The 19,643-nt window shown below is 65.8% G+C and carries 14 protein-coding genes; 10 read left to right on the forward strand and 4 right to left on the reverse strand.

The annotated features are described in order from the left end of the window. The first annotated feature begins 92 nt into the window (after positions 1–92). The 3 genes from QFZ40_RS20395 to QFZ40_RS20405 are packed head-to-tail and all read left to right on the forward strand — an operon-like array spanning position 93 to position 5,309. Complete coding sequence (locus QFZ40_RS20395; RefSeq protein ID WP_306906614.1) at positions 93–2,219, forward strand: heparinase II/III family protein; 2,127 nt, start codon at positions 93–95, stop codon at positions 2,217–2,219. Beyond that, positions 2,209–3,363, forward strand: coding sequence for a substrate-binding domain-containing protein (locus tag QFZ40_RS20400; protein WP_306906615.1), 1,155 nt, complete (start codon positions 2,209–2,211; stop codon positions 3,361–3,363). Before QFZ40_RS20395 ends, QFZ40_RS20400 begins: the two co-directional genes overlap by 11 nt. Before the next feature lie 26 nt (positions 3,364–3,389). Next, positions 3,390–5,309, forward strand: coding sequence for a DUF2264 domain-containing protein (locus tag QFZ40_RS20405; protein WP_306906616.1), 1,920 nt, complete (start codon positions 3,390–3,392; stop codon positions 5,307–5,309). Positions 5,310–5,323: 14 nt separating this feature from the next. Here QFZ40_RS20405 and QFZ40_RS20410 read toward each other — a convergent pair whose 3' ends face one another. Next, complete coding sequence (locus QFZ40_RS20410; RefSeq protein ID WP_306906617.1) at positions 5,324–7,483, reverse strand: amylo-alpha-1,6-glucosidase; 2,160 nt, start codon at positions 7,481–7,483, stop codon at positions 5,324–5,326. 274 nt (positions 7,484–7,757) lie between these two features. Between QFZ40_RS20410 and QFZ40_RS20415 the strand changes: the two genes are divergently transcribed. The 6 genes from QFZ40_RS20415 (at position 7,758) to QFZ40_RS20440 (ending at position 16,782) form a co-directional block, all read left to right on the forward strand. Then, positions 7,758–9,056: an ABC transporter substrate-binding protein gene (locus tag QFZ40_RS20415; protein WP_306906618.1), complete on the forward strand. Its 1,299-nt coding sequence runs from the start codon at positions 7,758–7,760 to the stop codon at positions 9,054–9,056. A 17-nt stretch (positions 9,057–9,073) separates the two neighbouring features. Beyond that, positions 9,074–10,060 (forward strand): carbohydrate ABC transporter permease, encoded by a 987-nt coding sequence (locus QFZ40_RS20420; RefSeq protein ID WP_306906619.1) that lies wholly within the window; start codon positions 9,074–9,076, stop codon positions 10,058–10,060. Continuing rightward, positions 10,060–10,914, forward strand: coding sequence for a carbohydrate ABC transporter permease (locus QFZ40_RS20425; protein ID WP_306906620.1), 855 nt, complete (start codon positions 10,060–10,062; stop codon positions 10,912–10,914). The genes QFZ40_RS20420 and QFZ40_RS20425 overlap by 1 nt, the downstream gene beginning before the upstream one ends. 2 nt (positions 10,915–10,916) lie before the next feature. Continuing rightward, positions 10,917–13,643, forward strand: a complete 2,727-nt coding sequence (locus QFZ40_RS20430) for a beta-galactosidase (protein ID WP_306906621.1) — start codon at positions 10,917–10,919, stop codon at positions 13,641–13,643. A 25-nt stretch (positions 13,644–13,668) separates the two neighbouring features. Then, positions 13,669–14,943: an ROK family transcriptional regulator gene (locus tag QFZ40_RS20435; protein ID WP_306906622.1), complete on the forward strand. Its 1,275-nt coding sequence runs from the start codon at positions 13,669–13,671 to the stop codon at positions 14,941–14,943. A gap of 87 nt (positions 14,944–15,030) precedes the next feature. Further along, positions 15,031–16,782 carry a glycoside hydrolase family 35 protein gene (locus QFZ40_RS20440; protein WP_306906623.1) on the forward strand — a complete coding sequence of 584 codons (1,752 nt, stop codon included), beginning with the start codon at positions 15,031–15,033 and terminating at the stop codon, positions 16,780–16,782. A 79-nt stretch (positions 16,783–16,861) separates the two neighbouring features. Here QFZ40_RS20440 and QFZ40_RS20445 read toward each other — a convergent pair whose 3' ends face one another. Genes QFZ40_RS20445 through QFZ40_RS20455 form a run of 3 tightly spaced genes read right to left on the reverse strand, consistent with a single transcriptional unit; the run spans position 16,862 to position 18,797 of the window. Continuing rightward, the gene (locus tag QFZ40_RS20445; protein WP_159823645.1) at positions 16,862–17,038 is read right to left on the reverse strand and encodes a CsbD family protein; all 177 of its coding nucleotides are present in this window, start codon (positions 17,036–17,038) and stop codon (positions 16,862–16,864) included. Next, a complete protein-coding gene (locus QFZ40_RS20450; protein ID WP_306906624.1) occupies positions 16,989–18,272 on the reverse strand; it encodes a HoxN/HupN/NixA family nickel/cobalt transporter in 1,284 nt (427 codons plus the stop codon). The genes QFZ40_RS20445 and QFZ40_RS20450 overlap by 50 nt, the downstream gene beginning before the upstream one ends. A 12-nt stretch (positions 18,273–18,284) precedes the next feature. Next, positions 18,285–18,797, reverse strand: coding sequence for a cupin domain-containing protein (locus QFZ40_RS20455; RefSeq protein WP_306906625.1), 513 nt, complete (start codon positions 18,795–18,797; stop codon positions 18,285–18,287). Between the two features lie 80 nt (positions 18,798–18,877). Here QFZ40_RS20455 and QFZ40_RS20460 point away from each other — a divergent pair, with 80 nt between their 5' ends. After that, positions 18,878–19,537, forward strand: a complete 660-nt coding sequence (locus tag QFZ40_RS20460; protein WP_306906626.1) for a TetR/AcrR family transcriptional regulator — start codon at positions 18,878–18,880, stop codon at positions 19,535–19,537. Positions 19,538–19,643: the final 106 nt, after the last annotated feature.

Here is a 19,643-nt window from a genome sequence, read left to right on the forward strand (position 1 = left end):
GATCATGTTCGTTCAGATTCGAACATCGAGCGGGACGCGAGAGTTTTAAGAATAGGCGGACACCGATGGCGGCCCAGTTGAAACCCGCACGAATGGACTCGGCAGAACAGGACCCTCCACGATCGGACGGAGCGCCGGGGACTGCCCGCTCCCTCCGGGGAACCTTCCAAGGACCCCTCGCGGCGGCCTGGCGGGGTGACGCCGGGGAGGATGCACTGCTCCGGACCCTGGCCGGCGGCCGTGAGCGCTTGACGGTCCATCAGGCGGCGATGCGCGGTGGATGGTCCGCCGTCGGCGCGGCTCCGGTGTCAGCCCTGGCAGGCGAGGCGGAAGCGGAACGGGGGACGCCTTGGCCGCAGCCCCTGCTGTCCCACTATGCCCGCTACTTCCGCGACGGCAACCGCACGGCTTACGAGGGGCTGGTGGCTGCCAGGCAGCAGCGGCTCACGCGCGCCGTGGTGATGGCCTGCCTGTCCGATGCCCAGAAGCAGGCCCAGGAGCATGTGCGGAAGCCGGGCGAAGAGCCTGTCTCCAGCGCGCTCCGGCAGGAATGGCTGGACGAGGTCATTGACGGCGCATGCCTGCTGTGCGAGCAGAGCTCGTGGTGCTGGGCGGCCCATGAGGACGCCTACTCCCGCCGGGGCGACGTGGTTCCGGACCGGTCGGCTCCGTATCTGGACCTGGGTGCCGGTGAAGTGGCCGCGCAGCTGGCCTGGCTGGACCTGGTCCTCGGAGAGCAGCTGGACAAGCGCGCGCCCGGCCTCCGCCGCCGGATCCGGGAGGAGGTCATGGACCGCGTGGTCCGTCCCTTCCTGGGCCGCGATGACTGGCACTGGCTGGGCCTGGACGGCGACGTCCACAACTGGAACCCCTGGATCCACTCCAACGTGATTGCCGCGGCCATGGTCCTGGTGGATGATCCCGGACTCCAGGCGCAGACAGTGGCCCTGGCCATTGAAGGGCTGGACCGCTTCTTTGCCTCAATTCCGGCAGACGGCGCCATTGACGAGGGCTTCGCCTACTGGTGGAACGGTGCCGGGCGGGCACTTGAGGCGTTGGCCCTGCTGGAGGAAGCCACCGCGGGAACACTCCACGCGGACATCCCCGTGGTCCGCGAACTCCTGGCCTTCCCGCACCGCATGCACCTGGGCCACCGGTGGTACCTGAACGTCGCCGACGGAGCGGCCCGGGCCTCGAGCGGCCTGCCCTGGGACCTAGTCCGGCGGTGGGGGGAACGCTTGGGCAACCGGGACGCCGCACAGCATGCGGCCGCCTTCAAGGCAGCTGCACCCAAAGTGGAAATCGGGCTGGGCCGGACGCTGCGTGCGCTCTTGGACCGGTCCGGGGGCGGGAAGGCCGAGCAGCGGCACCGCCCGCAGGGGCAGGATGCCTCACCACTGACACCGCCGCTCACCGGCTTCACCTATCTGGAATCCGTGCAGATCATGCTGGTCCGCGAAAACCCGGGCAGCACGCACGGCCTGGTCCTGGCTGCCAAGGGCGGGCACAACGGCGAACACCACAACCACCGCGACGTCGGCTCGGTGGTGGTGGCCCTCGACGGCGTCCCGCTCCTCGCCGACGCAGGCCAGCCCACTTACACCGCCCAGACGTTCGGGCCGGACAGGTACGGCATCAGGGCGATGCAGAGTGCCTGGCACAGTGTTCCCGCTCCGTTCGGCCTGGAACAGGGCACCGGCCGGGACTTCGCCGCAGCTGTGGAGAACGTTCCGACCCCGGAGGATCCGCGGCTGGTCCTTGGGCTGGCGGCGGCCTACGGTCTCGGCCCGGCCTCCAGCTGGATCCGGTCGGCCTCGCTGGAAAGGACGGCATCGCCGCACGCCGTGCAGCGCCCTGGACAGGGGCGGGTCCTGATTGAGGACCGCTGGAACCTCGGGGCTCCGGACGGCGCCGCGTCACCGGCCGGAACGCCCGACGTCGATATCCACTTCCTGCTCTCCGGCACCGTAGAGGTGGACCAGGAAGGGACCGCCACCGTCCGTCCGGACGGCATCCCCGGCGCCGCCGGCGGCCGCGGGGCGCTGCTGCGCTGGGACCCGGCCGCCGCCGTCGTGCACGTGGACGAATGGCTCCTGGACGATCCCCTCCTGGCCCAGGTATGGGGCCCCAGACTGACTAGGCTCCGGTTCCGGATGCCCGAAACCATGCGCGCTGCCGGCGCGTTCACCCTGACAGTGGAGGCCAATGATGAGTCCTGAACAGTCCCCCGCACCCGCCGCCAGGTCCCTCTTTTCCCTGCAGCGCCGGGAGCGGCTGATGGAGGAACTGCGTGCCCATGGTTCAGTGACAGTCCGCGGCCTTGCGGCGGAACTTGGCGTCAGCGAGCTCACTATCCGCCGGGACGTCAACATCCTGGCGGACGAAGGCCTGGTGTCAAGGGTGCATGGAGGCGCCACCCTGCCCAGCCCGCTGGACCGCTCCGCGTCCCTCAGCAGGAATCACACGAACCGCTACTCGATCGGCATGGTGGTCCCGTCGCTGGATTACTACTGGCCGCAGGTGATCAGCGGTGCCCGCGCCGAGGCCGAGGAACAGCAGGCCAGGATCGTGGTCCGCGGCTCGAGCTACGACGCCGCCGATAACCGGCGGCAGGTGCAGGCACTGCTCGATACGCAGAACATCGACGGACTCATCGTGGCCCCGGACATGACGGGGGAGGCCGGCCACGAACTGCTGCGATGGCTCAACGGGCTCCCCATCCCGGTGATTCTGGCGGAGCGAAGATCGCCGACGGAAATCCCCGCGCACCGGCTGGAGTGGGTGGCCACCGACCATGCCTTCGGAGCCGGAATGGCCACCCGCCATCTGTGGCAGGAAGGGCACCGCAGGATCGGCTGCCTGACAGATTCATCCAGCCCCACGAGCTCACACGTGGTCCGCGGCTGGCGCCAGGCCATCGCGGCCCTGCGGATCCCGGCCGAAGGGTCCCTCAGCGAGGACTCGGCAAACGTTCCCGCCGGAGAGCGCGCTGCACACTTCGACCGGGTCCTGGACCTGTGCCGGGAATCCGGGACCACTGCCATGCTGGTCCACTCAGACACCCAGGCCGTGGCCTTCGTCCAGCACTGCGTGGACCGCGGCGTGGATGTCCCCGGCAGCATGGCCGTGGTGGGGTACGACGACGAAGTGGCGTACCTCGCCGAACCCGCCATCTCCGCCGTCCGGCCGCCCAAGCAATACGTGGGCCGGGTCGCAGTGCAGCTGGTGACCGCCCGGCTGGCGGAGGGCCGGAAGCGTCCCGTGCACAGGATCCAACTCAATCCCGACCTCATTGTCCGCGAATCCTCCCTCGGCGGTCCGAGGACAGCGCCGACTGAGGCCGGCCTGGCGCCCGCCACCTGAACCAGTAGCCTTAGGACCCACGTTTGATGACTGTTCCGCGCCTGGACCTGCCCGCCCCCAACCGGGAGCTCTCGCCCTACACCGGCCTGACCAGGGAGCACTGGTGCGCCTACGCCGACTTCCTGCTGCGCTCGGTCCAGCGGTTCGCCACCGAGGACCACGCCAACATCCACCTCCCCGGAGCCGGCAGCGCCTACGGCCCCCGCAGCGATTCCCTTGAAGCCTTCGCACGCACCTTCCTCATGGCGTCCTTCCGGATGGCGGGAGACCCGGCCGCCACAGGCTGGCTCGCAGACTGGTATGCCCAGGGCCTGGATGCCGGAACGGACCCGCGCTCCCCGGACCGCTGGCCCACCCCGGGGGAACTGGGGCAGGCCAAGGTGGAGGCGGCGTCGCTGGCCGTGGGCCTTGCCCTGACGCGGAACCAGTTGTGGGACAAACTCCCGGAACGGGTGCAGGGCCAGCTCATCGCCTGGTTCGAGACCGTGGTCGGCGAGGAGTATCCACCCATCAACTGGGTGTGGTTCCAGATCGTGGTGGAGACCTTCCTGGCGAGTGTGGGCGGCAGGTCCTCCGCGGAGGACATCGAGGCGGGGCTTGCCGTCCACGATTCCCTCTACCGCGGCCAGGGCTGGTTCGCTGACGGCCCGGAGCGGGCATACGACCATTACGTGGGCTGGGCCTTCCACGTGTACCCCCAGCTGTGGGCCATGCTGGCGCCAGGGGATCCCCGGGTCAAAGCCCGCGGCACGCTCGACGGCGACCGGCTGGCGGACTACCTCGACGACGCGGTCCACCTTGTCGGTGCCAACGGCTCGCCCCTCATCCAGGGACGTAGCCTGATCTACCGCTTTGCGGCAGCCGCACCGTTCTGGGTGGGTGAGCTCTCCGGGCATACCCGGCTATCGCCGGGCACCACCCGCCGGGCCGCCTCAGGAATGCTGGACTACTTCGCGACGCACGCCGCCATCGACGGGCAGGGCCTGCTGTCCATCGGCTGGCACGGGGAATTCAAGGGGATGAAGCAGTCCTACTCCGGTGCCGGTTCGCCCTACTGGGCCGCCAAGGGAATGATCGGCCTGGCCCTGCCGGCCAGCCACCGCGTGTGGACGGCTGTGGAGGAGCCGCTTCCGGTGGAGCGCGGGGACATCCGCAGGCTGATCGCCGCACCTGGCTGGCAGGTCAACGGCACCCAGTCAGATGGCATCGTGCGGATCACCAACCACGGTACCGACCATGCCCGCCAGGGGGACCGGCTCGCCGACTCCCCGCTCTACGCCCGGCTGGGCTACTCCACCCACAGCTTTCCGGATCTCGCCCCTGAATCTTTGGACAACGCCGTCGTGCTGGTCGATGGTGCCGGCCGCCTGACGCACCGGACGGGGTTCTCAACACACAGCCTCACCGTGTCCGGAGGCGGACTGGAGGGATCTTCCGGCGGGGCTGTGAACTGGATTGATGTGCCGGACACCACCGGGCCGGACCATGGAAGCGGGGTTGCCGGGCAGCCGACACAGGGGCCGGAGATGACGGTGACATCCTTCACCAGGGGCGCGGTGGAGGTCCGCATGGTCCGGCTTTCCGGCACCTCCGGATGTCCGCCGGCCCGGCTGCGGATCGGAGGCTGGCCGCTGGATCCGGACTCGGACCTGACCAGCGTGGTGGTGCCGCTGGCGGGTGTCGGGGAACCGCTCGACGACGGCGGGAGCCTTGCCGGCGTGGAGGCCCGGCCCATGGGCAGCGGCATGGTTATCCCCTGGGTGGGAACCTCCGGCCCCGCGACGGACGGTCTCTATGTGGTGGTGGTGGGGTTCGGCGGCGCGGGCGTTAGTGAGTCCGTCAGGGGAGTGCAGCTGGACTCGGACCCAAACGGGTTCAGGGTGCGGTTCGACGGGACTCCTGTGCCGGCCCGGGAAACGGAACCTTTGGGCAGCACCCGAAGCTAACCCGCCGATAGAAGCTAACCCTGCCGATACAGGCCGGCCTGTTCCACGAGTTCGGTCAGGTACGGGCGTTTGCCTTGGCGCAGTTCCAGTCCTTCGGGCAGCCCCTGGACGGACGGTACCGAATTGGCGATATCGATGGTGATCCTGCCGCCAGCCAGCGGGGCGTTGCTGATGTGCAGGTTGCCATAGGACTCCGGGAGTACGGGATCCACCCATACGCCACCGAGGGAAACATGGGTGTCATACCGCATCAGGTTCGTTACCAGCCGGATGGGGGTGGTTGCTGCCCAGGCCTGCGGCGAGCAGGCCGTCGGATAGGGCACCGGCTCAGCGAACTGCTCCCGGCTGAACCCGCAGAACAGCTCAGGCAGCCGGCCGCCCGAGTAATCGGCAGCCTCCAGCAGGGCAGTGGAGATCCGTTGCGACTCGGCGATGAACCCGTAGCGCAGCAGGCCGCTGGCGATGAGCGCGTTGTCATGGGGCCAGACCGAGCCGTTGTGGTAGCTCGCCGGGTTGTAGGCGCCCATATCGCTGGCCAGCGTGCGCACGCCCCAGCCGCTGAACATCTCCGGGGACATGAGCCGCTCCACGACCTGCGGCGCTTTGTCTTCGTCGATGAGGCCGTAGACCAGGCAGTGGCCCATGTTGGAAGCGCACGCATCAACCTGCCGCTTCCTGCCATCCAGGGCGACGGCATAGTATCCGCGGTCCGGCATCCAGAACTCCTCGTTGAACCGCTTCTTCAACTGCGCCGCCCGGTCGGCGAAGTCGGTAGCCAAAGCCAGGTCGCCGGCGTCGTACGCCATCCAGGCGCGCGCGGTGTAAGCGGCGTAGACATACCCCTGCACTTCGCAGAGCGCGATCGGCCCTTCTGGCATCGTGCCGTCGGCGAAGTTGATCCCGTCCCAGGAGTCCTTCCAGCCCTGGTTGGCCAGCCCCTCGGGGTTGAGGCGCTCATACTCGACGAAACCGTCACCGTCCTTGTCACCGTAATCACGGATCCAGTCCAGCGCCCGGTCCGCATGGGGCAGCAGTTCGGCGATGGTTTCCGCGAAAAATCCATAACGGCTGGCGGAGCCGAGCACCAGCACGAACATGGGCGTTGCATCGACGCTGCCGTAGTAGACCGGCTTCCCGCCCAGGGACAGGCCGCTGGAGACATCGAGCCTGACTTCGTGCAGGATCTTGCCCGGCTCCTCCTCACTCATCGGATCCACCACCCTCCCTTGGCGGTCCGCAAGGGTCTGCAACGTCCCCAGAGCGAGGGAAGGGTCCACCGGAAGCGCCATTTCCGATGCCAGAAGCGAGTCACGGCCGAATACGGTCATGAACCAGGGGGCTCCGGCGGCCACCACCACGCGGTCCGGGTGATTGGGATCCTCGATGCGCAGTGATCCGAGGTCGTCGTAGCTGCGCCGCAACGTCCGTTCAATGGAACGATTTTCCATATGCAGCACCGGAATCTTGGCCACCCACTCCTGCCGGCGCAAGTCGCGCGGGGACAAGCCGTCAGCGTCCGTATGAATGAACGACGGCGGAGGTGGACTCGTTGCGTGGGTGCGGGGTACCACGGTGAGGATGGTACTCCATTGGGTGTGGGCAGCAATCGACACCCGGTAGGTGATGGCTTCCCGCGTGACCTCGGCTCCGGGAGCCTGTATCAGGATCGTTTTGCTGACATCCTGCCAGGCGGCCTGGATCGTCAGCGAATCGCCGTCCACGTTGCGGGTTTCTTTCCACCGCCGCTGGATCCGCTCCTCTTTCACCTCGAAGACGTCCGCGAAATCCGCCTCCGCTGTCAGGGTGATCAAGCATTCGGCGCGCGTCGGGGAGTAATTGCGGACAGTGACCTGCTCCTGGATGCCGGCCCCGACTTCGCGCAGCCGCTCAACTATTAGCGGGCTGTCCGCATACCCGTCAGTACGGGGAACGCGGCCGCCAAACAAGGCCCGGTACGGCTCCTTGATTTCCGCTGCCAGCGGCTCAAGGGCCTGGCCGTTGATGGTCAGGTTCCAGCCGGAGAGGATGCGTGTGTCCTGAACGAAGACACCGTGCGGATGCTCGGATTGGATGTCGCCGTTCGACAGGGAAATGCAGAAGGAGGATCCCTCCACCAGGGTCACCGTCCCGGCCCCGAGCGGCCCGGCAACAGCGTCAGCATTCAATCCAGCCATCCCGGCCCTCCAACAAGATTTTTACCCTGGCGCCACGGACAGTTGTTCCGCCGTAGCGCCGCCTCATTGTTCCCCATCGACGCTACGCCGGTCTGCCCGGAGGCGCCAGAGCAGACCTGCCAACCTTGTGTCCTGGGCCACTTCCGACTATTGACAAGGGTTAGAATAAGCAATAGCGTAAGGGCCGCCGGGCCGATCAACTCCTCGGGCCGAGCGTCCAGCTTCGATGGAAATCGTCGTCGGCAATGACTGCCGGCCATTTGAAGGGAATGCAATGAAGCTTCTGGAAACCAACGTCTCCCGCCGCAACGTCCTGGCAGGACTCGGCGCCAGCGCCGTCGGAATCATCACCCTCACCGCATGTGGCGGTTCGAACAGCCCGTCCTCGTCATCAGCAGCCAAGGACTTTGTGATGACCGTGTGGGGCGGCGACCCGGACAAGGCGGCCTACCAGGCACGTCTGGATCTTGCGAAGGCAAAGTACCCGGACTACAACATCACCCTTCAGATCATTCCCAACAAGGACTACGCGCAGAAGGTCCAGACCATGATCTCCGGCGGCACCGGACCGGACATCATGCAGGTCGCCGAGGACGCCAACGCCTACAGCTCCAAAAACCAGCTGCTGCCGCTGGACGACTACATCTCCAAAGCATCCCTGGACCTGCCCGGAACGTTCGGGCCCGTGGCCGAAAACTGGAAGTACAAGGACAAGACCTACGCCGTTCCGGACCGCGCCGGCGCCATGATCCTGTATTACAACAAGGGCGAGTTCGACAAAAAGGGCCTTAAGGCACCCACCGCGGACTGGACGTGGGACGATCTCCTGTCCACCGCCAAGGAGCTGACCGGTAACGGTGTCTTCGGCTACGGCGGCACTGAATGGTGGCCAATCTGGATGTCCTTCGCCTATCAGAACGGCGGCCAGGTCATTGATGCCTCGACCGGCAAGCCCTCGGTGAACAGCCCCGAGGTCATCGAAGCCCTGCAGTTCTGCCAGGACCTGATCTTCAAGCACAAGGTGGTGCCGTCCAAGGTTGACTACGCGAACATGGGAGCGGGCGTGGGCGGCGACGCTGCCTTCGCGTCGGGCAAGGTCATGATGAACAGCACCGGTTTCTGGAACATCGGAAGCCTCGCCAAGCAGGACAAGATCACCTGGGATGTGGCCCCCATCTGGCGGGGCAAGGACAAGGCGATCTCTGCCTTCGGGTCCGGCCTGGCCATCTCGCGGAGCAGCAAGAACCCTGCCGATGCCTTCAAGATCATCCAGTTCATGACCTCGGCCGAAGGCCAGCAGCCTATCCTCCAGCTGGGCCAGGACGTACCGGCCCGCCAGGACCTGCAGAAAAGCCAGGACTTCCTCAAGCCGTCCTGGCTCAAGGGGGACGTGAACATGCAGGTCTTCCCGGACTCGACGCCGTCGATCTTCAAGCCGCCCTTCATCCCCGAGTGGAACGAGATGCAGAAGGCCATCACTGATGCCATGGCCGACTTCTGGCTCGGCAAGTCCGATGCGAAGGCTACTGCCGCCGATCTTCAGAAGCGCCTCGACTCAATCGTCAAGGCCTAGGAAGCCCGGGACCCGTCATGACATCCGTTCAGCAGAAAGCCCCGGTTCCGGCCCCGTCGCCGGACCGGGGGCCAATCCCGCCGGCCACCCGGCCCGTACTCAAGGCACGGCCCAGCGCCATGCGCCGCAAGGAGGCCCGCTTCTTCTGGCTGTTTATCTCGCCGTGGATCATCGGGTTTGTGGTCTTCCTCCTCGGGCCCATGCTCGCATCCGTCTACCTGTCGTTCACCGACTGGGATTCCTTCACGGATCCCAACTGGGTGGGCGTTGCCAATTACGTCCGGCTGCTCACTGAGGATGACGTGTTCCACAAATCCCTGTGGAACACCTTCTATTTCGCCTTCTTCTCGGTCCCGCTCGGCATGGCAATCGCGCTCTGGCTCGCAGCGCTGCTGAACAAGAAGATGCGGGCACGCAAGATCTTCCGCACCCTGGTCTACTTGCCGCACCTGGTTCCCATCGTGGCCGTCGCCCTGATCTTCCAGATGATCCTGGCGCCGGATGCGGGCCCCCTGAACCGGGTCCTGGCCGTGTTCGGAATCGACGGTCCGGCCTGGCTCTTCGATTCCGACTGGGTCAAGCCGGCCATCATCCTGCTCTCACTCTGGCAGGCCGGCGGCTCCACGGTCCTGCTGCTGGCGGGCATGAAGGGCATCCCGCAGGAGTTCTATGAGGCCGCCGAGATCGACGGCGCCTCGTCGGTCCGCCAGTTCTGGAGCATCACGTTCCCGCAGCTGACGCCCATCATCTTCTTCAACCTCATCATGGGCATCATCGGCGCCTTCCAGGTCTTCGCCCAGGTGTACATCCTCACCCAGGGCGGTCCGGACAACGCGAGCCAGATGGTGGTTCCGCTGCTCTTCAACGAGGCCTTCAGGAATTACCACATGGGTTACGCCTCGGCGATCTCCTGGCTCCTGTTCCTCATCGTCATGGCGCTGACCGTCGTCGCCTTTGTCACGTCGCGCAAATGGGTCTTCTACGAAACCGAGGTCAAGAACTGATGGCCGAACTCAAGGTCTACAAGAGCACCGCATTCACCTATGCGGGGCTGCTGATCGCATCCTCCGTCTTCTTCGCCCCGCTGGTCTTCGTGGTCTCCATCGCGCTGAGCAGTGACCAGACCGTCAGTACGGGAAGTTTTTCGCTCATCCCCACCGAATTCCGCTGGGACAATTTCGTCCGGATCTTCCAGACGCAGCAGCCGGTGGGCAACTTCGTCCTGAACTCGGTCATCATCTCGGTGCTCTCGGCAGTGGGGCAGGTCTTTTCCTCGGCGCTGGTGGGCTACGCCTTCGCACGGTTGAGGGCGAGGGGCAAGAACATCACGTTCATGATCGTGCTGGCCACCATGATGATCCCGGCCCAGATCACCATGATTCCGCAGTTCATCCTGTTCAAGGAGCTGGGATGGATCAACACCTTCCTGCCGCTGATCATCCCCAATTTCTTCGGCAACGCATACAACATCTTCCTGATCCGCCAGTTCGTCACGCGGCTGCCGCTGGAAATGGACGAGGCCGCCATGGTTGACGGGCTGGGCTACTTCGGGATCTTCCGCAGGATCGTCCTGCCCATGATGACGCCGGTGCTGATCGCCATCGCCATCTTCACCCTGACGTGGACCTGGGGCGACTTCATGGGCCCGCTGATCTACCTCAACGAGGACACCAAGATGCCGCTGGCGCTCGGCGTGCAACTGCTGACCAGCACCAGCCAGGAACTTCAGACGCCGCCATGGAACCTGGTCATGGTGGGCACCGTGTTCCTGTCCCTGCCGATGATCATCATCTACTACTTCGGCCAGAAGTACATGTACGAAATGAACCTCTCAACGGGCAGCGCAGGTGTGAAGTAACAATGGAATTCCCTTCAGGCGGTTCTGTTTCGCTCGACGGCGGCCGGCTGGTGATCGACGGCGAAGCCCGGCTCCTGCTGTGTTCGTCGCTGTTCTACTTCCGGCTTCCCCCGGAGCAATGGCAGGACCGCCTGAAGCAGGTCCGGGAATCCGGCTACCACGCCGTGGACGTCTACATTCCGTGGAACTTCCACGAGACGCGGCCCGGAACGTACGACTTCTCGGGCCGCCGCGACGTCGCGCATTTCCTGGACCTCGCGGCGGCCGAAGGCCTGCACGTGATGGCCCGTCCGGGTCCATATATCTGTTCAGAGGTGGACGGCGGCGGCCTGCCCGCCTGGCTGGGCCTGGATCCGGAGCTCAAGGTACGGCAGAACGAACCGCGCTACCTTGACCAGGCGATCTCCTGGTACCGGACGGTGCTGCCGATCCTCGCCGCCCGCCAGCACGGCCGGGGCGGGAGCATCATCCTGCTGCAGATCGAGAATGAACTCGACTTCTTCGACTGCCTGGACCGGCCCGGTTACATGCAGGCGCTCGCTGATGCGGCAACCCGGGCGGGCATCAGCGTCCCGGTCATTGCCTGCGCCGGCCAGGGAGACCTTGCGGGTGCAACCGGCGGAGTGCCGGGCGTGGTGCCTGCAGCCAACTTCTATCCAGATGATTCTTCGCCTGACGTTGAGGCTGAGGTACTCGCCTACCAGCGTGAACTGGCGGCTCGGGGTATCCCGCTGCTTGTGACCGAGACCAACAGGCTGCACCTGACGCTCCGCCGCGAGCTGCTCGCCGGCGCCCGGCTCCTTGCCCCGTACCTGCAGAGTTCCGGCTGGAACTTCGGACTGAACCCCTCCACCGGCAACTGGGGGAACCCAGGAAACTTCATGACCCACAGCTACGACTTCGGCGGCTATGTATCGGTGGACGGCGCCACGCGGCCGGAGTACTTCGAGGGCCGCAAACTCGCTGCCGTCGTCGGCGCCCTGGGAGCCCGGCTGGCATCGGCCGTTCCGGTCCTGGACGCGCCGCTGGAGCTGCTGCCAGATTTCGCCAGCTCCTCGGTCCGCCCCGTGCTTGCCCTCTCCGGCGGCGGCTATTTGGCCGGCCTGCCGAACCTCGGCGGGCAGGCCGGTACCCTCCAGCTCAAGACAGGCGGCGGTGCCTTCGCCGCTATTACGGTTCCGCCGGGCAAATGCCCGCTGCTGGTGGCCGGCCTGCCGCTGCAGGACTGGGGGGTGCCCGGCGTTCTGGAGCTCGCCACGGCGGAACTGCGCGCAGTCACGCGCACGGCCTCCGCGCTCGAACTGGCGTTTGCCGACACGCCCGGCGCTGTGCTGGTGGTCGGCTCAGACAGGATTCCGGAAGTCCGGGCGGGGCAGGCTGAGTTCCGCGGCCACCTGCTGGTCGCCGAGCTGTCGGCAGGTCCCGGTCAGGTGGTGTTCGACGACGGTACCCGGCTTTCGTGGGTGACGCATACCGACGTGGAGGCACTATCAGCGGAATCCGCAGGAGACGCTGCAGCAAACTCTGCAGAAAACCGGGAGCGTTGGGGCGGAAGCTCTCCCGCCACCGTCGTGCTTTCCCGTTCGGCGGCATCACCGGCCCGGCTCTTCGCAGACGTACCGGCAACCCGGCACCCGGACGCCCCGGCCCTGGAAGCGCTCGGCGTATATGCCGGCCGGGGCAGGTACCAGGCAGCGGTGCCGGCAGGCTGCAAACAGCTCCTGATCGACGGGGCAGCGGACATCCTGGCGGTGTCCTTCCGTCCCGGAGCCGGGAATCCGGTACCCCTAGGTACCCTGACCCCGTTTGGCGCCGCCGCCGTCGTCGGGCTTCCTGCAGCGGAGGGTGGGGAACTCACTGCCGACGTCGAGATCTGGGGCCACTCCAACTTTGGCGACGCCCGGCTTCCTGCCCTTTCCCTCGGTGCGCTCCGCGGCACTGGAACGGTCCTGGCGGTGACAGGCTCGGTCGATGTGTCAGGTCTCTGGCGAGTCCACGGCCGCGGGCAGTGGGCTGAGCCGGGCCGGGCGATCCGCCCGTTCGGTGGCTGGAGCAGCTCACGGCTGGGGGTAGGCATCGAATACCGGAAGACGCTTCCGGCGCCCGCAACCGGGGAGGAGGGCTACCTGCATTTTGACGGTCTGGCGTCGCCCGTTTCCGTGAGGGTCGGGGATCTGGTGCCCGTGATGGTTGTCCCGGAGAACCCGTTCCTGCGGCTGCCCCGTCAGGCCGACAGCTGGGACATCGCCGTGTCCTTTCCGCATGACCCGTCCCACGGCCCCGGCGCCGTCACGCTCCATTCAGGCGTTCTGCTCCAGGACTGGACCGTCCAGGCGCTGCCGCAGGACACGCTCGATGAGCTTGCGCGGAACGCGGGAAGCCCGGCCGCCGGTACGGAAGCGCCTCTTCCTGTAGAGGTCGCCGCCGGCGAGGCACGCTGGCTGAATCCGGACGTGGCTGGTCTTGAGGACGGCAGCGGCTACTTTCTCAGGGCCTCGGGCTCCGGGCTGATGCTCAGCGCCTGGCTGGATGGAACCAGGCTCGGCCGGGTAATGCTCGGGATGAACGACGATGACGGAACTCCGCAGATGCGCGGCGGGGACCCGGGTGTGATCTGGCTCCCTGCGCCTATGATGAAACCGCAGGCCAGACTCACGCTCTTGCTGGAAAACCGCGGGATGTCGGCAGGCAGGCTTGAATCCCTGCTGTGCGAGCGTGCGCACAGCTGACACTGACTGAACGTAGAAGCAGACCATGCCGAAGAGAACGTCCAAGGACATCCGCAACGAAAGCCGCTTCGCCCTGCTCCGCGGCCTCTATTCGCTTGGTACGGCGACCCGCCAGGAGCTGGCGGCCACGACGGGCCTCAGCTTCGCCACCATCTCCAACATCGTTGGCGAACTGGTAGAAGTGGGTGTTCTGGTGGAAGCCGGGAGGGAAGACTCCGGCGGAGGCCGGCCGGTGACCCGGCTGAAAATCTCCCCGGAGCGCGGCGCGCTGGTTGGCGTGGACATCGCGGAAACCTACATCCACGTCGACGTCTACGACCTTGCGCTGGGAGTGATCGGCCAGGCCGAAAGCGAACTCGCCATTGAGGAAAACGAGCCCGCGGCACTGGTCCGCCGGGTTGCCGGCGTCATCGACGAAGCTGCATCCGGGGCCGGCATGCCCAGGAGCAGGCTCCTCCGCGCCGGTGTCAGCCTGCCCGGCCAGGTGGATCCGCAGCGGGGCGTCTCCGTCTTTGCGCCCAATTGGGACTGGCATGAAGTACACATCCAGGCGCTTCTGTCCGAGGCGATCGGCCTGCCGGTGGACGTGGACAACCCGCTGCGGGCCATCGCCCTCTCGGAGCTCTGGTTCGGGGCGGGCCGCCTCGTCAACAACGTGGCCACTGTCAACCTCGGCACCGGCGTGGGCGCAGGGCTCGCCATCGACGGCGAGCTGGTCAGGGGAGCCAGCAACACTGCCGGCGAATGGGGCCACACCACCCTGGTCTTCGACGGGCGCCTGTGCCGCTGCGGCCGGCACGGCTGCGTGGAAGCCTACCTTGGGGTCCCCGGGCTGCAGCAGACCATGGCCGAGATCAACGCCGGCCACGATCTGCTCACCGGCGACCGCCAGCGCGAGTTTGTTTCAGATGTGGCCAAGGGACTGTCCGACGGCGACCCCGACTGTGTGAAACTCCTCGAGGTCACCGGCCGCTACTTCGCCGCAGCCCTGGGAAACCTGATCAACTTCATCAACCCCGACCATGTGAGCGTCCTCGGCTGGACGGCCGGGATTATCGGTCCGGAGCTTCTGAAGGTCACCGAAAAATACCTGCCCCGGGAAGTACTGCCGAGCGCCGGCAGCGCAGTCCGGCTCGGGCTGTCCACTGTCGTCGGAAACTCCGTGACCCTGGGCATGGCCACCCTGGCCCTGGAGGGCTTCCTGGAGCAAGTGGGAGTGCCAAGCCGGGGCCCGGCTGCGCGCACCGCGGCGGCAAAACGTGCTGGTGTCGTCCCTGCAAACCAGGCGGCGGGCACTTAATAGAGGCTGTCCTTCCGCTTCCATTTGCGGTCATGGGCAGTTATTCTAATGCTTGAAATAAGTAGTGAATTAATCGGGGAGACAGCAGTGAAAACCTTTGAGATCGGCAGCCAGGACTTCCTGCTGGACGGTCAGCCGTTCCGGATCCTCTCCGGAGCCATCCACTATTTCCGCGTCCATCCGGACCTGTGGGCAGACCGGATCCACAAAGCCCGGCTGATGGGCCTGAACACCATCGAGACGTACGTGCCGTGGAACGAACACTGCCCGCACCCTGGTACCTACGTGGATGAGGGCCAGCTGGACCTGGGCAGGTTCCTGGACCTGGTCGCGGCTGAAGGGATGCAGGCGATAGTCCGGCCCGGCCCCTTCATCTGTGCGGAATGGGACAACGGAGGGTTGCCAGCCTGGCTTTTCAGCGACCCCAGCGTCGGAGTCCGCACCAGCGAGCCCGGCTACCTCGCCGCCGTCGACGGCTTCTTCCACGCGGTCCTGCCTGCCGTGGTCGGGCGGCAGGTCACCCGCGGCGGGCCTGTGATCCTGCTGCAGATCGAGAACGAGTACGGCGCCTACGGTAAGGACGAGGCGTACCTGCAGCACCTCGTGGACCTCGTCAAGCGCGAAGGGGTGGACGTTCCGCTGTTCACCTGCGACCAGCCGTTCGGCAGCATGATTGAGGATGGCTCGCTTCCGGAGCTCCACAAGACCGGCACGTTCGGCTCACGGGCTGCCGAGCGCCTGGCGTTCCTGCGCGACCACCAGCCCACCGGACCGCTGATGTGCGCGGAGTTCTGGAACGGCTGGTTCGACAACTGGGGGACCCACCACCACACCACCGACGCCGCAGCCTCCGCCGCTGAACTTGATACGCTGCTGTCCGCCGGAGCCTCGGTGAATGTCTACATGTTCCATGGCGGCACCAACTTCGGCTTCACCAACGGCGCCAACGACAAGGGCATCTACGAACCCACCATCACCTCCTATGACTACGATGCGCCGCTGACTGAGGACGGCTATCCCACGGATAAGTATTTTGCCTTCCGGGAGGTGATCGCCAAGCACTTCCCGGTACCGGCGGAGGTGCCTGCCAGGCGCCAGGAGGCTCCGGCGGGAACCGTGACCGTGACCAGCGCGGCGGCACTCCTGGATTCGCTGGACCTGCTGGGCGAGGCCGTCCGCGTGGACGGCCCGGCTCCCACTACCGAAGACGCCGGGCACTATCGCGGCTTCACGGTCTACACCACGCATCTTTCACAGGCCGGCGTCCTCACCGTGGCCGAAGTGCGGGACCGCGCACAGTTCTTCCTGGACGGCCGCCCGGTGGGTGTGCTCAGCCGGGAGCTGGGGGAGCGGGCCATTGCCCTCCCTTCCGGCGGCCGCCTCGAGGTCCTGGTGGAAGACCAGGGGCGGGTGAACTACGGTCAGCGGATCGGCGAGTTCAAGGGCCTGATGGCTCCGGTAAAGCTCGACGGCGTGGAAATCGTTGAGTGGGCCATCCGGCCTTTGGATTTCGGTGACCTGGCCGCGCTGCGTGAGGCCGGCAGCCCGGCTTCAGGGGAGGGCGGCCTCGCGGGGCCTTCCGTTTCCTTCGCCGACTTTGAGGCCGAGGGCCCCGGGGACCGCTACCTGCGGCTGGATGGCTGGACCAAGGGCAATGTGTTCGTCAACGGCTTCAACCTGGGCAGGTACTGGAGCCGGGGTCCGCAGAAGACCCTGTATGTTCCGGGGCCGCTGCTGCGCCGAGGCACCAACGAGCTGGCCATCCTGGAGCTGCACGGCAGCACCACCCGGGCTGTTCAGTTCGTGCCGGGACCGGACCTGGGCCCGGACGAAAAATAGCCCGGACGAAAAATAGCCCGTGCGTTAAGACAGAGGAGGGTGCATCCCTCGGGATGCACCCTCCTCTGTCGCGTTCGGGTCAGTCCTTCTTGAAAGCGTCCTTGACCTTCTCGCCGGCCTGCTTCAGATCGCCCTTGGCCTGGTCGGCCTGGCCTTCTGCCCGCAGGCTTTCATCGCCAGTGGCAGCTCCGGCAGCTTCCTTGCCCTTACCGCCGGCCTTCTCTGCAGCGTTTTCGATCTTGTCGCCGAGTCCCATGATGAATTCCTCCTCTGGTTGGCGGCCGTTCGATCCGGCCTTCCAACATCATAAGCATGCTTAGCAAAATTGCGCCAGCTGCAGGCGGTCCGTTAATGGGCGTCCGGGTGGCAGCGGCGCCCGCAAGGAATGTTGTGATGCCCTCCTGTCCGTCGGGTTTCCCTGCCATTGGCCCCCGACGCTTTACGACCCCCTTTGCGAAACCTGCGCAGACTTTCACCAGCCAGGCCAGTACGAACATGCCAATCAGTGCGTAGCCGAGAGTGGTCGGGTCAACGTTCCCGATGGCGGCCACAGCCCCGCCAACGCCGGCCTGCGCATTAGTCAGTGACGCCAGTTCAGCTGCCCCCAGGACCAGGGCGACGGCCGCAGAAAATCCAGTGAGTGCGATGTTGTACAGCTGCCGGCGGCCCGGGCTTGAAACCGCTCGGCCGTATGCGAGGTTCATGAACCAGCCGTCCAGGGTGTCCAGCAGACTCATGCCGGCAGCGAAGAGGATGGGCAGGACGAGGATCGCGTACCAGGGAAGCGCCATGGTTGCCGCTCCCCCGGCAACCACGAGCAAAGCCACCTCCGTGGCCGTGTCGAAGCCCAGGCCGAAAAGCAGCCCCACCGGGTACATCTGCCATGGCCGACTGATGCTCCGCATTACTGGCCCCAGGATGCGAACCATTGGACTGGTCAGGGCTCCTTCGGCGGGATCCATTGTTTGACCGTAGCCTCTTGCGGCCTGGAACAGGAGGACCGTATTTAGGGCGGCCAGGATGCAGAGGAACACTCCTGAGATCGCTGTGCCTGCGACTGCCAGGCCTTCACGCAACGAAGATCCGCCTTCTATCACGAGGCTTCCCATGTACTGGGCTCCGGCCGCCAGCAGTACGCACAGCCCAAAGACGACTGTGGAGTGACCGAGCGAGAACCAGAAGCCGACGGAGAGCGGCCTCAGGCCCTGACCTATGAGCTTGCGGGTGGTGCAGTCGATGGCGGCAATATGATCGACGTCGAAAGCGTGCCTCATGCCAAGCAGATATGCACCTATCCCTATTCCCATGCCGAAGACCTGGGTTGAGCTGATGTGCAGGTTCTGCGGAACCAGGATGAACGCCAGGACGCCCCAGCCCACGACGTGCAGGAGGAGGATGGTACCGGCCATGCCGGCCGCGGGGGTCACCCGTTTCCGGGCGTCACCCCCCAGGCCGGACGCGGCGCTCTCAAGGGAAGCCAGGATCGCCATGACCCTGCCCTGTCAGCCCCGGGGAGGCGTGAGGCCGTACCGGGCGATGATGTCCGGCAGCCAGGGCGGCTCGGCGAACTGCAGTCCGTATTCGGCGGCCAGTCTTCCAATGACCTCAGGATCAGGCGGTCCTGCCTCGAAGTGGTCTGCCAGTCCCCAGAAGAAATGCTCAAACCCCGCAGGGCTGATCACTTCGATCATCCGCGCCGGGACTTTGCCCGCGTTCCACATGGTGTGCAGTTCCCCACGTGGTTTTGTGATGTAGCCGCCGGCGCCCAGCACCGCCTCACGCTCGCCGGACCTAAACCCGATCTCGCCTTCAATGACGATGGAGTACTCGTCCTCGCGGGTATGGGTGTGCGGCGGAACGAGGGCCCCGACGGGGAACGGGTGCTCCACGATCGAGATCTGTTCATTGGTGTGCTCGCCGAAGAGCTTGAAGACCACGCCGATGCTTCCCAGGCGGCCCTCCCGCCCCTGCCCCGGCGGCACGACTGTCAGCCGCGGAGCCCCTTCATTGTCCATGACAGGCCATCCTTCCTAATTTCGATATACACTGGTGTATATCGAAATTGTCCAACCGCAAAAGGACCGGTGTCAATACTTTGAGTGAACACCCCCGTTCAACCAAAGGCCGCCGCTACGAGATGGGCAAACGCGGCGAGCAGATGAACAGCACCCGCCAGCGCATCATCAACGCCGCCGTGGCCCTGCACGGTTCGGTGGGCCCGGCGCGCACGACAATTGCAGGCGTCGCCGAGCAGGCGGGAGTCACCCGCCTCACCGTCTACAGGCATTTTCCCGACGACGACGCACTGTTCTCTGCCTGCTCCTCGCACTGGCTCTCCCAGCAGCAGTTGCCGGACCCCTCCGCCTGGGCACGGCATGCAGGTGCCGGGGAACGCCTTACAGCCGGGTTGTCAGATCTGTACCGTTTCTACAGGGACGGCGAGGCCATGCTGACGCGGATCTATGGGGACTGGGACGCGCTGCCGGCCCAACATCGCAAAAACCTCGAAACCCGCGACGCCTATTTCCGCACCGTTTTGCTTGAGCCGTTTCCCGAGCCGGGCGGGAACGACAAACTGCGCGCCGTCGTCGGACACGCAGTTTCCTTCTGGACGTGGCGGTCGCTTTGCCATGACAACGGGCTCTCCAACGAAGACGGCGTCGAAGCTATGTCCGGCCTGATCATGTTGACGGCAGGCAACAGCGCGGCGGGAGCCAGGACAGGCACGGAAAAAGCCGCAATCAGTAAGAGGTAACGGTCACTTCCGGATTGTCATACTGCAGGCTTCACTGCCGGTACTCAGGCGTACCACTGCCAGCCTGGGGGAGCCCAGTCCTCCGGAGCCCTGTGGGCGTAGTGAT

The organism is Arthrobacter pascens, from assembly GCF_030816475.1.
GTDB lineage: Bacteria > Actinomycetota > Actinomycetes > Actinomycetales > Micrococcaceae > Arthrobacter > Arthrobacter pascens_B.

Bases quoted from the DNA above. Each gene is read 5' to 3' on its own strand.
- QFZ40_RS20395 (WP_306906614.1), top strand. From the start codon at position 93: ATGGACTCGGCAGAACAGGACCCTCCACGATCGGACGGAGCGCCGGGG.
- QFZ40_RS20400 (WP_306906615.1), top strand. From the start codon at position 2,209: ATGAGTCCTGAACAGTCCCCCGCACCCGCCGCCAGGTCCCTCTTTTCC.
- QFZ40_RS20405 (WP_306906616.1), top strand. From the start codon at position 3,390: ATGACTGTTCCGCGCCTGGACCTGCCCGCCCCCAACCGGGAGCTCTCG.
- QFZ40_RS20410 (WP_306906617.1), bottom strand. From the start codon at position 7,483: ATGGCTGGATTGAATGCTGACGCTGTTGCCGGGCCGCTCGGGGCCGGG.
- QFZ40_RS20415 (WP_306906618.1), top strand. From the start codon at position 7,758: ATGAAGCTTCTGGAAACCAACGTCTCCCGCCGCAACGTCCTGGCAGGA.
- QFZ40_RS20420 (WP_306906619.1), top strand. From the start codon at position 9,074: ATGACATCCGTTCAGCAGAAAGCCCCGGTTCCGGCCCCGTCGCCGGAC.
- QFZ40_RS20425 (WP_306906620.1), top strand. From the start codon at position 10,060: ATGGCCGAACTCAAGGTCTACAAGAGCACCGCATTCACCTATGCGGGG.
- QFZ40_RS20430 (WP_306906621.1), top strand. From the start codon at position 10,917: ATGGAATTCCCTTCAGGCGGTTCTGTTTCGCTCGACGGCGGCCGGCTG.
- QFZ40_RS20435 (WP_306906622.1), top strand. From the start codon at position 13,669: ATGCCGAAGAGAACGTCCAAGGACATCCGCAACGAAAGCCGCTTCGCC.
- QFZ40_RS20445 (WP_159823645.1), bottom strand. From the start codon at position 17,038: ATGGGACTCGGCGACAAGATCGAAAACGCTGCAGAGAAGGCCGGCGGT.
- QFZ40_RS20450 (WP_306906624.1), bottom strand. From the start codon at position 18,272: ATGGCGATCCTGGCTTCCCTTGAGAGCGCCGCGTCCGGCCTGGGGGGT.
- QFZ40_RS20455 (WP_306906625.1), bottom strand. From the start codon at position 18,797: ATGGACAATGAAGGGGCTCCGCGGCTGACAGTCGTGCCGCCGGGGCAG.